The organism is Thermosporothrix sp. COM3, from assembly GCF_059696735.1.
Map to the genome: position 1 here is coordinate 1,756,148 of NZ_AP019376.1, position 15,787 is coordinate 1,771,934.

Annotated in this window: 17 protein-coding genes; 12 read left to right on the plus strand and 5 right to left on the minus strand. The window is 55.5% G+C overall.

All coding sequences use genetic code 11. The annotated features are described in order from the left end of the window. The first annotated feature begins 14 nt into the window (after positions 1–14). From thiO to KTH_RS07655, 3 genes are all read left to right on the plus strand, one after another. Positions 15–1,130, plus strand: a complete 1,116-nt coding sequence (thiO, locus tag KTH_RS07645; protein WP_497617597.1) for a glycine oxidase ThiO — start codon at positions 15–17, stop codon at positions 1,128–1,130. A 215-nt stretch (positions 1,131–1,345) separates the two neighbouring features. Next, positions 1,346–2,326 carry a hypothetical protein gene (locus KTH_RS07650; protein ID WP_497617599.1) on the plus strand — a complete coding sequence of 327 codons (981 nt, stop codon included), beginning with the start codon at positions 1,346–1,348 and terminating at the stop codon, positions 2,324–2,326. Between the two features lie 612 nt (positions 2,327–2,938). Beyond that, positions 2,939–3,496 carry a GNAT family N-acetyltransferase gene (locus KTH_RS07655; protein ID WP_497617601.1) on the plus strand — a complete coding sequence of 186 codons (558 nt, stop codon included), beginning with the start codon at positions 2,939–2,941 and terminating at the stop codon, positions 3,494–3,496. A 352-nt stretch (positions 3,497–3,848) separates the two neighbouring features. On the opposite strand, the gene KTH_RS07660 is transcribed toward KTH_RS07655, so the two are convergent. Further along, positions 3,849–4,094: a hypothetical protein gene (locus tag KTH_RS07660; protein ID WP_497617602.1), complete on the minus strand. Its 246-nt coding sequence runs from the start codon at positions 4,092–4,094 to the stop codon at positions 3,849–3,851. 206 nt (positions 4,095–4,300) lie between these two features. On the opposite strand from KTH_RS07660, the gene KTH_RS07665 reads away from it, so the two are divergent. Next, complete coding sequence (locus tag KTH_RS07665) at positions 4,301–5,527, plus strand: helix-turn-helix domain-containing protein (RefSeq protein WP_497617604.1); 1,227 nt, start codon at positions 4,301–4,303, stop codon at positions 5,525–5,527. An 89-nt stretch (positions 5,528–5,616) separates the two neighbouring features. On the opposite strand, the gene KTH_RS07670 is transcribed toward KTH_RS07665, so the two are convergent. Beyond that, positions 5,617–5,904, minus strand: coding sequence for a type II toxin-antitoxin system death-on-curing family toxin (locus KTH_RS07670; RefSeq protein ID WP_497617605.1), 288 nt, complete (start codon positions 5,902–5,904; stop codon positions 5,617–5,619). A gap of 194 nt (positions 5,905–6,098) precedes the next feature. Then, complete coding sequence (locus KTH_RS07675; RefSeq protein ID WP_497617607.1) at positions 6,099–6,593, minus strand: coiled-coil domain-containing protein; 495 nt, start codon at positions 6,591–6,593, stop codon at positions 6,099–6,101. A 397-nt stretch (positions 6,594–6,990) separates the two neighbouring features. Between KTH_RS07675 and KTH_RS07680 the strand changes: the two genes are divergently transcribed. The 5 genes from KTH_RS07680 to KTH_RS07700 all read left to right on the plus strand — a co-directional run bounded on the left by KTH_RS07680 (position 6,991) and on the right by KTH_RS07700 (position 11,335). After that, positions 6,991–7,968 carry an N-acetylmuramoyl-L-alanine amidase gene (locus KTH_RS07680; protein ID WP_497617609.1) on the plus strand — a complete coding sequence of 326 codons (978 nt, stop codon included), beginning with the start codon at positions 6,991–6,993 and terminating at the stop codon, positions 7,966–7,968. A 77-nt stretch (positions 7,969–8,045) separates the two neighbouring features. After that, on the plus strand, positions 8,046–9,095 hold the full coding sequence (locus KTH_RS07685) for a hypothetical protein (RefSeq protein ID WP_497617611.1): 1,050 nt from the start codon (positions 8,046–8,048) through the stop codon (positions 9,093–9,095). 15 nt (positions 9,096–9,110) lie between these two features. After that, positions 9,111–9,446 carry a hypothetical protein gene (locus tag KTH_RS07690; protein ID WP_111325210.1) on the plus strand — a complete coding sequence of 112 codons (336 nt, stop codon included), beginning with the start codon at positions 9,111–9,113 and terminating at the stop codon, positions 9,444–9,446. Positions 9,447–9,455: 9 nt separating this feature from the next. Beyond that, complete coding sequence (locus KTH_RS07695) at positions 9,456–9,890, plus strand: hypothetical protein (RefSeq protein WP_111325209.1); 435 nt, start codon at positions 9,456–9,458, stop codon at positions 9,888–9,890. Between the two features lie 11 nt (positions 9,891–9,901). Beyond that, positions 9,902–11,335 (plus strand): phage terminase large subunit family protein, encoded by a 1,434-nt coding sequence (locus KTH_RS07700; protein ID WP_497617613.1) that lies wholly within the window; start codon positions 9,902–9,904, stop codon positions 11,333–11,335. Between the two features lie 189 nt (positions 11,336–11,524). On the opposite strand, the gene KTH_RS07705 is transcribed toward KTH_RS07700, so the two are convergent. Next, positions 11,525–12,661, minus strand: coding sequence for a zinc-binding alcohol dehydrogenase family protein (locus KTH_RS07705; protein ID WP_497617615.1), 1,137 nt, complete (start codon positions 12,659–12,661; stop codon positions 11,525–11,527). A 176-nt stretch (positions 12,662–12,837) separates the two neighbouring features. Here KTH_RS07705 and KTH_RS07710 point away from each other — a divergent pair, with 176 nt between their 5' ends. After that, entirely contained in the window at positions 12,838–13,467 is a 630-nt protein-coding gene (locus KTH_RS07710) for a TetR/AcrR family transcriptional regulator (protein WP_497617617.1), read from the plus strand. 117 nt (positions 13,468–13,584) lie between these two features. Here the strand turns inward: KTH_RS07710 and KTH_RS07715 are convergent, their stop codons facing one another. Beyond that, entirely contained in the window at positions 13,585–13,842 is a 258-nt protein-coding gene (locus KTH_RS07715; RefSeq protein ID WP_497617619.1) for a hypothetical protein, read from the minus strand. Between the two features lie 366 nt (positions 13,843–14,208). On the opposite strand from KTH_RS07715, the gene KTH_RS07720 reads away from it, so the two are divergent. After that, positions 14,209–15,465, plus strand: coding sequence for a hypothetical protein (locus KTH_RS07720; protein WP_497617620.1), 1,257 nt, complete (start codon positions 14,209–14,211; stop codon positions 15,463–15,465). Further along, positions 15,407–15,787, plus strand: coding sequence for a hypothetical protein (locus tag KTH_RS07725; protein WP_497617622.1), 381 nt, complete (start codon positions 15,407–15,409; stop codon positions 15,785–15,787). Before KTH_RS07720 ends, KTH_RS07725 begins: the two co-directional genes overlap by 59 nt.

Below are 15,787 nucleotides of genomic sequence, written 5' to 3' on the forward strand. Positions count from 1 at the left end.
GAATCGAGAACAGAATGAAGCACACAACCGATGTCGCCATTATTGGCGGTGGAATTATTGGCTGTGCCGTCGCCTATTATTTGAGAAAACATGCAATTGACGCGCTGGTGCTTGAACGGGGGGCTATCGGTTCACAGGCCTCTGGCGCGGCGGCGGGGCTCCTCGCCCCACTGGGCCCTCTTAGCGCACCAGGCCCGCTGGCGGAGCTGCTCATTTCTGGCCTGGATATACTGCTGACGCTGCTTCCAGAGCTGGAAGAGACGGCACAGATGCAGGTTCGCTATGAACAAACGGGAGCGCTGCGCGTTGTGCGAAATCCAAAGCGGGTGGCACACCTCCGGAAGCGCTACGAGGCATGGCAGACGCTTGGCTTCTCTCCGCGCTGGTTGAGTGGCGACGAGGCTCAACAGCGGGTTCCGATGCTCTCGCCCGATGTGCTTGCCGCTGTCTACGCTCCCGAAGAGGGCCATATCTCAGCTCCCGCGCTTGTACAAGCATACGCCCGAGCTGCGCAACGGCTTGGCGCGCACCTCTATACCGAACAGGACGTCTGTCATATCTCTATCCAGCAGGAGCGCGTGACAGGTCTCCAGACAGCCCAGGGGCTTGAGGTCTCCTGCCGACATCTGGTGCTCGCGGCGGGTGCGTGGTCAACTATATGTGGACAATGGCTGCATGCCCCGCTCGCGGTTCAGCCGTTGCAGGGCCAGATGCTCGCACTCAAGCAACCTGAGCAACCGGTACAGCAGATCATTTTTGGTGAGGGCGCTTACATTATTCCTAAAGGTGAGACGGTCTTTGTGGGCGCAACAAAAGAGCAGGCCGGGCTTCAGCCGCAGGTGACTGCGGAAGGGGTTGCATGGTTGCGTGCGTCGGCCTGTAAGCTGCTTCCCTCCCTTGCAGACAGTCCAATGGTGAGGGCATGGGCTGGCATACGCCCTCGAACGCCTGATCTACGCCCTCTCCTTGGGCCGCTTCCCGGGTGGGAGAACGTGTTTGTCGCGACCGGTCACAACAGTGTGGGTGTCATGTTAAGCGCAATTACAGGAAAAGTTATAGCTGACTTTATTCTCAATCGCGAGCAGCTTCAACTGATGCAATCATTTCTTCCTGCACGATTTGCACAATAAGCGAGAGCTGCGCTAGAGAGCGTGGTGGTATCGAGGGCTGTAGCCGAAAAAAGACTTGAATATTGTCCAATAATGGTTTATCATGCGATACGTGTAGAAGAGAGTGCGCTTTTTCTTCCCTATCGAATTTCTACCTCTATTCCACCTCTAGAAGAAAGGGGATGGTTGATCGCGTGTTACAAACCACAAGAAAATTGATAGATCTCTACCAATGTGTGTCGATACACAGTGCTATTGCCCGTACCTATTGTGCAACAATCGCGCTCTATGGCTCCGCTCAGGATGCTGAAGCGCTCCTTTCGCTCTTTTTGCAGAATCCAGGGAGACGGGAAGAGCTGCTGCTTCCCATTCGCGTTCTGGGTGGCCCGGAGCTGGCACAGCGCCTCTTTATGGCGAGCATTCAGGAGGATATCTTGCGGGATGATATGCCAGAAGAGGTTCTGCTTTCACTGGGCTACATGGAGTTCCAACCGGCTGAACAGGCGCTCTGGTATTATGCGCGTCAGGGTGTTCCTGAAGCCTGCCTGGGGCTCCTGCACCTGCCCTGTGCCGGGCTACGAGCAGACATCGAGGCGGAGATACGTCAGTGCTTCGGAAAAAGCTGGTGGCAGAGCGAGTTCCTGCCTGCCCTTGCTGTCAAAACCGGGCGACCGCAGTTGGCAAAGGAGCTCTTTGTGCTTGGCTCAACCACAGCCTCGACGGATTGCAACAGTGGCCTTGTGCTCGGCATTGCACTGTATGGAGAGCAGGGACGACCATTTTTTGAAAACCTGCTCTGGGATTGCTTCTGGAATGCAGGCGATCAAGCGACGGTTGCCTACACTGCCATCGGGTGTCGCCTCCTGGATATCTCCCTTCTCGATCTCTTCGAGCAAGTCAAGCTACGACTGCAATATGAGCAGGAACAGCGCCAGAAAATCCATTATTGTAAATTGTTGCTTTCCTTGCTCGAATATTTTGCCTTGCATGAAGCAGCTTTTTCACCGCTACTCAAGTTCGTGCCGGAAGGGCGCGACAACGCGCAGGAGCTGTATCAGGCGCTCTTTTGCGGGCACTCGGGGCTGCCTGAGTTGATCCGGGCGCATCTCGGGCCACAGGAGCCGCTGCTTCAGGAGTGCCACGAACTCAAAAAGTTCCTGGTTCTGAAAATGCAATGTCAGGTAGAGAGACAGCAACTTCTGCAATTGTGCTCTTGATTTTCTGTGTATGCTGTTTTCGCTCTTTTCTAGAAGTGGCGTGGTCAGAAGATGATCCACAAGATCGATACAGAGTGCAGCGCAGATAAAAAAGAGGTTGAGTATATAACGGTGCCTGCCGTGAGCCTGAAATAATCGGGCTGCATAACCATGCTGCTAGAAACCGCCACAACTGTGACAGAGAGCTTGAGAAGCAGGGCGAACCCGCTTTCAAGAGCGCGATATGCGCGAATATGGCGTAGGGTATGCCACTCTGTCGCCAGCACACAGCTCGGGATGAAGCCTGGGAGGTTGGTTGATGCCGCCACTGGAGGTGGATAGAACTGAGTAGTTGTCAGGGGAACAGCATCAAGCCTCGCGAAGCAGACCCATACAATGAGTTCAGCTCGCGGTACGAAGCCCCTCTTTCAGCAGGTGCCGGGGATACTCATTCTTGAAATACTGGAATACCTGTCTCCGTTTCAACCGGAAAAACGTGTTCAGAAAGAAGTACGTTCGAGCCGGGTTTTTTCTCACCTGAGAAGCGGCCCGATGATTTGCCTTTTTCGCTTCGATGTGGCATTCTTTGGAAGAATAGAAGAAGTGTAATACTGATGAGGCTGAGCAGGAGGAATGATGGGAACCTATGAACCGCATAGCTATACGTTTGCTCCAGGAAACGTTTTAACGATACGAAGCGTACAGCGAGAAGATGTCGAGCCGCTTATGCTGCTGAACCAGGAGGTGTTGAGCGAGGGCGATACGATGGTGACGTTACCCGAAGAGATGCAGGTATCAAGCAACCAGGCATCTATATGGCTGATACGGCGGGTTGAACATCCCTGCATGTTAACGCTGGTTGCCTGGTGTGGCGATACGCTCGTTGGCTACCTGCTTTTTACAGGTGAGCGCCTCAAGCGCTTCGAGCACACCGGCAGCTTTAGCATTGCCGTCAAAAAGGAGTGGCGCGGCATGGGTATCGGTACGCTGCTGCTACAGTCCTTGCTCGATTGGGTGAAGGCGCATCCGACGCTTGAGAAGGTCAATCTGGACGTATTCGCCACCAATAGCGGCGCGATCCGGCTCTATCGGCGGCTCGGTTTCGTGGAGGAGGGGCGCTTTCGTAAAGCAGTCAAGTTGGCACCCGGGCTCTATGTTGATCTGATTCGTATGGCACGCTTCGTCCGCTGATTTCTTCTATTTACAGAAACGTCTGTACATACAGATAGCTGAGGGGAAAGCATATGTGTATGTACAGACGCAGGGGGCTCTCTCCTACAGGGTTCTATTCTATAAGGAATAGATAGAGCAAGGTTCACTATATCAGGAATGATACCGTTTCAGAAAGACGGCCAACTCCTGACCATTCAATAAAAGCTGGATTCGCGCTTTAAACCATGTGGGATCTTTGGCCGCTTCCAGGAACACGGTGCATGCAGCATGTACATCTGTCCCTCGATAAAGGACCCTTTTCCCTCCTTTAACCACATATTCCACCTTCTTTTTCTGCCTCACAACTTCCACCTTTCCCTTCTCCCTTTGATCAAGTCGGTGTTGCTCCTTTTACCTGTATCGCTTGAAAATGGTGTATTTGTTGAACCAGTCTCTGCTGAAAATGGACAAGAATTTGCTCCATTTGTGCCTCTCCATCCGAAACCTTCTGTCCTGCAACGCGGCGCATTTGTAGCATGTGATAGTAGCGCTGGATTGCCGCATTGACCGCGATAAGCTCCGTGTATGACGCCTTGAAATCAAGAAGCGTATCCTGGCATGCTTGCTGTTTCATCATATCCACCTTTCCCTTCAATCGCCTCTGTTCGTGTCAAAGACGCTGCATATTGAAATGTGGTATACTATTTCTTGTACCTACCTATGTAATAGAGAATTTTATAGTGCGAACACAATGTACTTCCTGGTTCACTTTTTGTGCATCTCTTGTAGTGATAGCTGTGGAGAAGGGTGTACCAATTGGTACCCTTGAAAGGGAGTGGCTTTGTGGAATGTAGTTCCTACCACCACGGACTGGTGATTAAAGAGTACCGCGAACGGCTCGGGAAGACGCAGGAATGGCTCGCCTCGCAGTGGTATGCGGACGGAAGTGGTGTCAGTGTGCGCTATGTGAAGGCGGTCGAAGCCGGGCAGAAGCTTATCACCGATCAGCAGCAGCTTCGCCACCTGAGCGAGGTGCTGGCGGTCCCGCTCTGGAAGTTCGGCCTGTCGGAGTTCAACCCGTTTGCTGGCCAGTTCCAGCGGCAACACGGGCATTCGCTGTTCCAGGAGACGCTGCAACTGGTTGAATGCCTGATCCATCAGGCCTGGCGTTTGCGCTATACGGTGGCACTTCCGCACACGGAGCAGGTTGTACAGCGGCTTCGAGCCCTGTTTACCTATTGCGCAACCGAGCTACCGAGCAACATCAAGCAAGAACGCACGTACATTATGTTGCTTGCCCAATATTATCAGCTACTTGGGGTGGTGCAGGTTGAGCGGAAGCAGTATCGTGCGGCGCTGCAATCGTACGAGCAGATGCAACGAGCTGCCGAGCAGATAGAGGATACGCCTGCCATCGTCCTTGCACTGATGTGTCAGGGGACCGAGCTTGAGCGCCTGGGCCAGAAGCAGGATGCGGTTCAGGCGCTTGAGCTGGCTCGTGATCGCTCATTTGAGACAAGCAAGCAAATAGCCGTGTTTATACATGCTTATCTTGCTCGTGTGTATGCCAGCAGTCATGATGCCCTGCGCTTTGAGCGTGCTGTACAGGCTGCTCGAAACCTTGCAAGCAAGCTGACGGCCTATGGCGACGGTACCGATTTTCTCTATCATTCTCTCAGTGGCGTGATGGCTGAGGCAAGCTATGGCTATCTGGACATCGGAGAGCCGCTGAAGACGCTTGCGCTGCGCCCCGACATCGAGCGGCAGATTGAGGAGGACAATAACCGCTGGCTGCACGCCTGGGTTCCGCTCGATTATGCTCGGGCTTATCGGGCGATCGGGGAAATAGAGGCAAGCGTTGCAGAGGCACGGACTTTCTTCAAGCGCGGCCTGACGCTCCAATCGCCGCATGTGGTGAGCCGTTCCGTTGCTTTTCTACAGGAACTCGAAGAGGCAGGCTATCAAACGGTGACGGCTGTGAAAGAACTGCATGAAGAAATACTTGAGACGGCGCAGACGCTTCAGCCCGAGCTTCGGATCTCGATTCTAGAAACGCTGCGAGTCGAGTAGTACTCGTTCTCTTTTCTCGCTGTCGAGAGAAGGTTCTATGGATAGTGCCTCCTGCTTTTCTTCAGAGGAGCGAGAGGCACATGCAGAGTTCAGTGCTCGGCCAGATAGCGGAGATCGTTGGCGTAGGTTGTGCAGAGATGTGTGACGGTAGATCTCAGGTCGGTTGCCGGCTCTCGTTTGGCTTGAAGACGAGGTGTAAGCCAATCAAGCAGATAGGGCACGTCATGCGTGATGACCAGGCGCTCGATCTCCGGGCCAATAGCGCCTTGAGCGTCGTGAAGCTCCTGACCATTCAGCGCGAGAAAGGTCAGCCCGGCGATCAAAGCCGTACGCTTGTTTCCATCAACGAAGGGGTGAGACTGCCTGAGAGCGTTCATAGCAGGCTAGCTGCTGAGGCCGCCAGGCCTGCCTGATCCTGTCTGGCTGGTCACTTCCAGACTGATAAAGAGCAGTTCGTCAAGCACCAGAGAGTGAGTGTGCATATTCTTCGTTCTCCTGTTTTTGGGACATAGAGGTAGTATGCAGGAAAACAGAGAAGACGGGCAAGAGGGAAAACCCTTGCCCGGTTCTCTCAGGAGAAGTCATCCCACTGAAGGGACACCAGCAGCGAGATGACCGCCGCGCCGATGAGGGTTGCGATCAGGGAAATGAGGGCGAAAGGCGTGTTATGGGCAACCGTCGCCAGCGCACAGCTCTGGAGCAAACCAAGCGCGTAGGTAATCAGCAAAAGCCCATAGCCCCATTTCTTAAATTGCCACGTGCCGACGATCCCGATAAGACCCATCGTCCCGATGAGAAGCTGAGAGGTGCTGGCGTGTCCCATGAATACCAGCCAGATGTTCACCAGGTAGAACGCGCTCAGCAGCAGCAGCCAGACAGTCAGGAGGCGTCCGCGCTCGGGTGGCGCTTTCGCAAAGCTCTCGCGCAACTGCATCTGAAGCCGCTCTATTTGCTGTTGATACTCGGTCAACTCGGCCCGGAGCTGCTCGACCTCTTGCCTCTCGTCGGTCTCTCGCTCGGGGATAAGGTGCACGTGATTCATCGAGTGTGAAGGTTCCCGTTGCATAACGATCTCTCCTATTGCTAGAAAACAAACGGGTCTACGGTGCGATCTTATCCTTCACATTTCACTTTTTGTGCGCTCATCACTCAACCTCTGCCTTTTCTATGCATTGCATCAAATCTTCAGATGAAGTGCTATTCTAATGCAAAAACTCGAAAAAAGCAAGCAATACTCGCTCAGCAACTCGATTGCCGCTCGCTGCATTTCCTCTTGAACTGGCCGAGGGAAGGCCGATATTCCGTCCCCAAAAGCCGCGTTAAAAAAGGAGAACCCGCTTCTCACTCTGGATCGAATTTATTGCATATTCTTGCATTATGTAGCTTTTACCGGTATACTGACTGTAGAGGGTGCCAGTGCCTTTCCTCTTTTTCTACCTCTTCTATTCATGGAGCTAAAGATAATGGGGAATAGCGATTTTCACGGAGCGCTTTTCGTGCCTGCCGCGCATCATTGGGAGGGTCGTGAGGGTCAGCAGCCTGCATGGATTATTCTGCATGGAACCGCGGGTTTTACCACTGCCCGCCAGTGCGCCGACTACTTCGCTGATCCCGCCACAGAGGCCTCTGCACACTATATTGTGGGGCGTGATGGCGAGGTGATTCAATGCGTGCGTGAGACAAATGCAGCGTGGGCGAATGGCGCAATTACCGGAGAGCCGGGTACAGGCGGTGATGGCGTCCATCATGACGCATGGTGGTCGCAGATGGGGCTCAATCCCAACCTGCTCACCATCGCCATTGAGCATGTGAAGCCAAGTCAGGATAACAGCGACTCGCTGACAACCGAGCAGAAATCCGCCTCATTTCGTCTGATTGCGGACATCTGCCGGCGGTGGGGGATTCCGCCGCGCTTCGCTGATGCCCGGGGCGGCATTACAGGCCATTTCTCGATAGACCCTGTCAACCGTTCAGGCTGTCCGGGGCCGTATCCGTGGGCCGAGTTGTGGGAGTTTGTGAAAGGTGGTGCAGCAATGGTTCCTTCCGGTTGGAAAGATGATGGCAAGACGCTTGTAGCGCCGAACGGGGTCAAAGTGGTGCAGGGCTTTCGCGACTACGTGCTTGCTCACGCATGGCATGCCGATAACTGGCCGCTTGAGAGCGAGCATGGGGCAACGCCCGTTGAGATCAGTAATCCGAGCCTGGGAGGCGGCACGCGCCAACGCTTCCGCTGGACCACGCTTGAGTGGACACCCAAACGAGGCGTTTTTGAGGCCTGGACCGGGCAGGAATTACAGGCCTATGAGCTTCGCACCGCCGCGCTGAATAAGGAAGTGGCCGAGTTGAAGGCCAAGCTCGCCGCTCGGCCTGTAGGGCTCACTGAGCCGATGCAGAACGCACTGCGCAACGCCTTGCCAGTGCTGCAATACCTGTGTAGATAGAAACTACATTCGGAAGGCCTTCCAGGTGCACGGCAGGCCTTCCGTGAGCGCATATGTGGAGTTGATGGGAGGATGGTATGACGTTTACGCTCACCGATATTGAAGATCTGGTGCGCCTTGACCTTTTTGATGCAGGAGGATCGCGCTGGACCAACCGCGACATTGACCGCGCGATCGAGAAAGCCGTGACGCGATATAGCGAGGTTGCTCCCCATATTATCCCCGCTGACCTTGCGACGCAGCCCGCGCAGCGCTCTTACCTGTTGACGGGAACCGTCGCGCCGCCGCTTCGGGTGGATCGGGTGCTCTACCCGTTTCACATCTATGGTTCGGCCTTTCCTCCGCCTGAAAAAGCGGTGAATGCGGCACTGAGTGCAGGTGATGGGCTTTCTATCGGGACATATCGTTATGCTGTTTCTTATATCACCGCGAATGGCGAAACGACGCCCGGCGCGATCGCGACGATTACAACCGCCTCGGGTTATCGCTATGTCGTGCTGAATGATATTCCGGTCGCGCCGCTCGTCAGGGGGACCGCGGGCACGCCGAACCGTGTGATTGCTCGTAACATCTATCGCTCGCTGGTGGGTGACACGTCGCTGCACCTGCTGGCGACGCTTCCCGACAACGCGACGACCACCTATGTCGATACCATGCCCGATGAGGAACTGAGCAAGCGACCGCTCCCACCAACGGTCAACACCTCGGGCGTGCCGCTCTGGCCGCAGCAGGAGAAGCCATTCGCCGAGCAGGTGACACAGAATGGCATCCTGATTACGTTGCTGATCCCGCCTGAGGAGCTGCCGACCACCGAAGGCGAGGTCATTCGCGTGCTCTATGCGACTCGCCACCAGCTCGACGACTACGGCAGCACGATCCCCGAGCAGCACAAGGAGCTCATTATTCTGGGAGCAAGCGCCTATGCGATGGAGGCCTATCAGGTGCCGACGAACGACAATTTTCGGTTTCAGGATGGGGCCCTCGGCGATCGCTTTGATGATACGAGCGTCCCTGTCGCCTGGCGCATCGCGGCGCTTCAGAAGATGCGTCAGTTCCTCGAACAGCTTGAGCAGCTTCGCATCGAGTCTACGTCCACTGCCTGGGTGCGTTGGGGTGAACGCGTGTAGAAAGGAAAAGCAAGCATGGAGACAGTAAACACAGCTCTCAGCACGGTCAGTATTCTGATGACGCTCTGCGCGGTCTGTGGCGGCTTTCTGGCCTGGCGCACCGGCGCAACCCGCACCGCAAACGAGGTACAGCAGCGGGTCATCGATGCGCTCAACACCGAGCTCGACACGCTTCGGGCGCGCCTGGACACCATCGCCCGCGAGAAGACCCGTCTCGAAGCGGTGATAGCGGCAATCTGTGCAGCAATGCGGAACCGCGGCATGAGCGTCGACATTCAGGGGGAACTGGTTCTGATTCAGGATGTGCAGGGCGGCAGTATCGCCACGCGCATTCAGCAGATAAAGGAGTAGAAACGGGGTATGGCGCAGATTGGTCGTGATTGTGAACTGCTTCTGGATAACGTCGGCTACTTTCTGAAGCCCGGCACCTACGTGATGAAGCAGTCGCGCCTGAGCCATGCGACGCCGCGTCTCGACGGTGGTCTTGCCTATGTCGATGGCGGCCCGGCCCGGCGCGTCTGGACGATGACCCTGCTGTGTGTTGATGGGCTCAAGCGCTACAACGGCCAGAGAACGGGCGTGAGCGGTCAGCAGTATCGTGACTGGCTCCGCGCCTCCTACCTCAACAATGTGGGGCGAACGATCTCCTTTGTCGAGCCGCTTGGTGGCAACGCGCTTCCCGTCTACTTCGACAGCTATGAGGAACGCGTGCTTGATCTGCATACGCAACTGGCGGCGCTTGATAGGCCGATTGAGTGTAACTATGAGGTGACGATCTCGTTGCTTGAGGCATAGGGAGGGAGAGGATGACGGAGCGGCGCATAGGCTGGTTCGCCCGCGAGGTGCTTGGCAGGCCGCTGTACTGGTATCAGGAAGAGGTCGGGGACGCAATCCTCGAATCGGTGTTGAGCGGGGCCGGACGCACCTTCACCGTGATGTTCGCCCGCCAGATGGGCAAGAACCAGCTCAGCGCCGTGCTTGAGGCCTATCTGCTCTTCTGCATGGATGAGGGCAGCATTGTCAAGGCAGCCCCCACCTATAAGCCCCAGGTGGTGAACTCGCGGCAGCGCCTGCTTTCCCTCCTCGAATCGCCGCTGACCGCACCCCGGCTCTGGAAATCCTACGGCTACATCGTGGGTCTTGCGCCTGCTCCAGAAGCCGGACAGAGCGGTCCGCGTGTGCTCTTTTTCTCTGCCGGGCGCGAAAGCCACATCGTGGGCGCGACGGCCTCGCTGCTCCTGGAAGTCGACGAGGCGCAGGATGTCGCACCCGAAAAGTTCGATATCGAGCTGAAGCCGATGGCGAGCACCACCAACGCCACGACGGTCCTCTATGGCACCGCCTGGACGGATGATACCTTGCTTGCGCGCATGCGGGCCCACAACCTTGAGCTTGAACGGCAGGACGGCATCAAGCGGCATTTCGAGTACGATTGGACCACGCTTGCCGCCATCAACCCGCGTTATCGGGCCTTTGTTGAGGGTGAGATAGCGCGCCTGGGAGCAGATCATCTCTCGATTCGCACGCAATACCTGCTTCAGCCTCTCGATAACAATGGGCGCTTTCTGGGTGAAGTGCAGCTTCAGCAGCTTCAGGGCTCTCATTGCTGGCAGGCCGAACCGGACGAGCAGGCGCTGTACATTGCCGGGCTCGATATCGGTGGCGAGGCCCGGGAAGCGGAGTCGCATGATAGCACTGTGCTGACGATTGCTCGCGTGAGCTGGAATGAGTTCGATCTTCCCTGTCTGCACATTGTGCATCATTGTTGCTGGAACGGAATGACGCACCTTGCTCAATATGCTGCCCTCTCGCATCTGATCGAGCGCTGGAATATTCGGCGGCTGGTGGTTGATAGGACGGGGCTTGGCGAGGGCCTGGCCTCTCTGCTCTGCGAGCGCTTTGGTGAGGAGCGTGTCCAGCCATTTCAGTTCACGCGCCAGTCCAAGAGCCGCCTTGCCTATCACCTGCTCAGCCTGATTCAGGCCGGACGCTGTACGCTCTACCGTCCCGAGGGAGCGCCCGCGCTGCTCTACACCGAGTGCTGGAAGCAACTGACCCTGACGCGTTGTGCCTCGGCAGGGGAAGGGCTGCTCTCCTTCTCAGTCGACCCTTCAGAGGGACATGATGACATGGTGATGAGCCTCGCCCTCTGTGCCGAGGCGCTGAAATCGATGCTTCCCGCCGCCGAGCGTAGCCTGATCGTCCGGCCTCGCCCTCGCTACCTGGATGGTCGCTTTTAAACATTAAAACAAGATGGGAACCTCAGGCAAGCGAAGGCATCGGTGTTTTTTATACACTTGGTTATCCGTTGATTGTGCAAAAGCGGCATGTGGCTCATAACATCGCCAGAAAGCATATTAGACGCACGGGAAAAAGGCGAAGTTATCAGTCAGCAAAAGTGATTCAGGTACAGATGAAAGGAAGAGCATTTAGAGCGAAACAACGACTTTTTGCGCAGAGACGCCTTGCCTTTGAGCGTCCAAACCGGCCTGGATATGATCGAGTCCCTGGCCGACGACGACTGGTTCTGGGGCTGCGATATAGGAACCGGCAGCCAGAGCCTGCGGCAGGAAATCTTCATAGATAAGCTTGCAGACCTTGTTGTAGTCTGTGTCTGCCAGACTGGTACTATCCGAAATGCTCTTTGCGCGAATACCCTTCGTCCGAAACTTCAATTGCAGCGTTGTATTCGCGGCCACAAATCGGAAGAGGAACGGGAAGAGTCGTAAGTCCAGGCCGGGACGCAGATCTGAAGGAAGCGCATTAAGCGAGACGGGCGGGCTGGCCAGGGAGATGCATTTGTTGCCGTTGCAGGCATGAACGATATCAGCACAGGCTGTGGCTGACCCTTCTCCGATTGCAAGCGCTCCGGCGCAGATCTTGCCTTTGAACGCTTCTATGATGTCTTTGACAACGTCCTTCTGACGGTAGTCGAAGACCTGGCTGGCCCCGAGTTTCCTGGCGTAGTGAAAATTTCGCGGGGAGGTTGTCGTGATAACCTCGTAGCCAGCAGCAACGGCAAGCTGAATGGCATTGCTGCCAACGCTGGTTGAGCCTCCCCAGATAAGAAGCGTCTTCCCGGTGGGTTGAGGAGTCGCCGAAGGATAGTGGAGCGCAAGGTGATCTTTATGAAACAAGCCGCAGGCCGCGGTGGATAACGTCAGAGGGAGCACGCAGGCGTTTTCGTAGGACATGGTGGGAGGGATCGGGGCCGCCATATGGGCCAGAACCAGGGTGTATTGCTGAAAGGCGCCCTCGGCTGAACTATTGCGCGTTTTATCTGTTCCCGCGGCAAGTGCAAGCACGCGATCACCCACAGAGAAACGCGTGACCCCTTCGCCAACCTCGACGACTTCGCCCGCGAGATCTCCACCGAGGATGAATGGATACGTGATCCAGGGGAAGAGCAGCGTGCCAAATAGCTGCATCCCCCAATCGATAGGGTTGATGGCTACCGCGTGGTTTTTGACGACAATTTCTCCCTCACGGGGTTGGGGGTATAGCGCAGATTTTACTTCAAGAGGCTTTTGTGCTGCTAGAAGCCAGGCGGCTGTATTTGTTGGCATGGTTGGTCCTTTCTTTGACAACCGGGATTTCCAGAAAGTGACAATTTTTCTGTTTTGTAGAGCGATACCTTGTTGCAAAAGCATCAATCTGTTACACTGGAAAGTGTAGCCCGGTGAAATGCTCCAGGCAAGCATCAATACATGCCGTTTGTCACTTATGCAACAAAGAGGGAAAGATGTCGCACGCACAGCAGACAGACCTGCGCATTCGGCGCACGCATAAATTCTTGCAAGAAGCGATGATTGAACTGATTACGGAGAAAGGGTTCGAGGCCATCACGGTGGGTGATATTGTCGAACGAGCCATGATCAACCGGACCACGTTCTACCGCCATTATCAGGACAAATACGATCTGGTAGCCAGGATCTTTGAAGAAGCGGTCAATCACATGGTGGAGGATATGAAGCCACTTCGTAAAGACAGCGATCCTGATGAGAAAGTCGAGATCTGGCACCAGTTCTTTGAACATGTCGGAGCACATGCGCGGCTGTATCGAGCGATGCTGGGAAAAAACGGCAGTCCGTGGTTTGCCGCCAGGATGCGTGAACACATCACCAGGCTGATCCTTGAGCGCGAACAGTGGAAACAGCAGGCGGCATCAAGTCAATTGCTTGATCCAACCATGCCCCCTGAATTGCCGGTCATGCAACTTTCGCACGTTCTGATTGGCACTGTTATCTGGTGGTTGGAGAGCGAAAAGAACTATACACCCGGGCAAGTGGCCACCTGGTTTTGGCGCTTTGCGTTTTCTGGCTATCTCTCTGCACACGGGTATGAGGTTCCTCTGTCAGGGAAAGATAGATAACCTCGCCACGCCGTCTTTCAGCAGGATCGACGACGTTTTCTCTCCTCGCTGAAAATTGTATCAATCTGTGTTTCGTGCGAAGTGATGGTCTCTCAATAGGGACTCATTCATTCAAGCTCAGGGAGCGCGCTCTACACGAGTGCTTGACCCTGACGTGCCTCGGCAGGGGAAGGGCAGCCCCTGTTCTCTGTTGACCCGCCAGGAGGACATGATGACATAGTGATGAGCGTCGCCCTCTGTGCCGGGGCGCTGAAATCGATGCTTCCCGTTGCCAAGCGCAGCCTGATCGCCTGCCCTTGCTCCCTGGATGGCCGCTTGTAAGAGAGAGGATGGCCCCCCATGAAACACCCCTGCAACGAGAGAGCGATAGACCATTCTCTCCTGAAAGCAAGCCTCATTCGATCATTCAAGCAACAGAACAGATAGCAGATGTATTCTCCTTATATGGTGGGTGAATCGAATTTTATTGATATATTGCAGAAGAATGCTTCAAAGTATGTACATATGTTTCATTTTGTAGTATACTATCGGGCAGGGACAGTAAAAAAAGCTGGAGAGAACGGAGCCACGGTACACAATCACAGGAGCAGAAGGCTTTCTTTACTGACCGGAGAGGCGTCGCGGGGATGCGGGGCCGGGAGGTGAAAGCGGCGTCTCTCCTTTTTTTTCCGCACAAAAATGCGCCCGACCCTTTGCGTATCGAAGCAGGGGGCGTGCATCTGGAAAGGAGTTGAAAACACTATGTTGCAATGGCTCAAGCGACCTTTCAGACGTGTTCAGGAGCGCGAAGAAGAAGGAACCTGGCGGGCGTTGAGTCCCGTCTATACCCCTCATGAGCCACGGGACATCTATGCCCGCTGCTACGAGGCCTATCACACAAACCCGCTCGCCTTCGCCATTATTGAGATGACCACCGCCTTCGTGCTTGGAAAGGGCATCTCAATCGACGCCGAACACCCGCGTGTACGCGACGTCTTGCGGACGTTCTGGAATGATCCCGCCAATCTGATGGATGAGCGTATCTATCAAATATGTACCGAGCTGGCGCTGTATGGCGAGATCTTTGTGCGCTTCTTTGTCAATAAATACGATGGCACAGTGCGCATTCGGCTGATCGATCCGCAGTTGATCGACGAGATTGAAACTGATCCACAGGATATCGAGACGCCGCTCCGTTTTCGGCAGCGCCCGACCGGGGCCTTCTCGCAGCAGCAGGAGACCTGGTATCGTGCCGGTGAAGAGATGCTGCATTTCGCGATCAACAAGGTATCGAACGAGCGACGTGGCTCTTCTGACCTGATAACGCTGCTCCCCTGGCTGCAACGCTACAAAGACTGGCTCACCGATCGCGTGCGTATCAATCAATATAAAAGCGCCTTTCTCTATGATGTGACGGTTCGGGGAGCCGATCGGCGCACGCTCGACCGCAAGCGGCTGGAATACGCCTATCCACCGGAGCCGGGCAGTGTGATTATCCACAATGAGGCGGAAGAGTGGAAAGCCGTACAGCCGAACATCAACGCGAACGATGCCCGCGAGGATGGGCGCGCGATTAAATTGATGATCGCGGCCGGGGCGGGCCTGCCAGAACACTATCTGGCCGATTCCAGCCACGGGAACCGGGCGACGGCCTCCGAGATGACCCTTCCCACCCTGCTCAAATTTGAGCGCCGTCAGCGGGTTATCAGGCACATTCTGAGCTGTATTCTGGATCGGGTGATCTTTGAGGCGCAGGAGGCCGGGCGGCTCAGCAGACACATCAATGTGCGCTATGAAATCTCCATGCCCGAAATCGACGTTGATGACAATCAGAGCCTGGCGACGGCCATGCATCAAATGGTGCTGGCGCTTGGCGAGGCGAAGATGCAGGGATGGGTGAGCGACGAGACGGCCATGCGACTGCTCTTCAAGTTCGCGGGTGAAGAGGTGAACGTCTACGATGAAATCGCTCGTATTGCGCATTCGCGTGGATTGCGAAAGGAGTCAGCTTCTGTATAGCAAGTATCAACATGTGCGGGAAGTGCTCTGGAAGAGTCTGAGTCCCTGGCGGCGCACCATGACCTTTGTGTACGATCAGGACGGGACGATCAGCTATCGAGCGGGGTCGGTCGTTTTTCGCCAGCTTTCGGGCGCCAGAGCGCCCGGGGACGCCGTGCTGCTGCTTCCAGCGGAGATATCGCTTGCTGGCGTGGTGTTGATTGCCGATACAGAGAACGCGACCAGGGACGCCGTCCAGGCAGCCCAGAAATACAGGGTCGTTGAACAGGAAAGGCGTGTGCTTGATGAGCAGCAGCACATTGTCTATCTCCGCTCTCTCTAG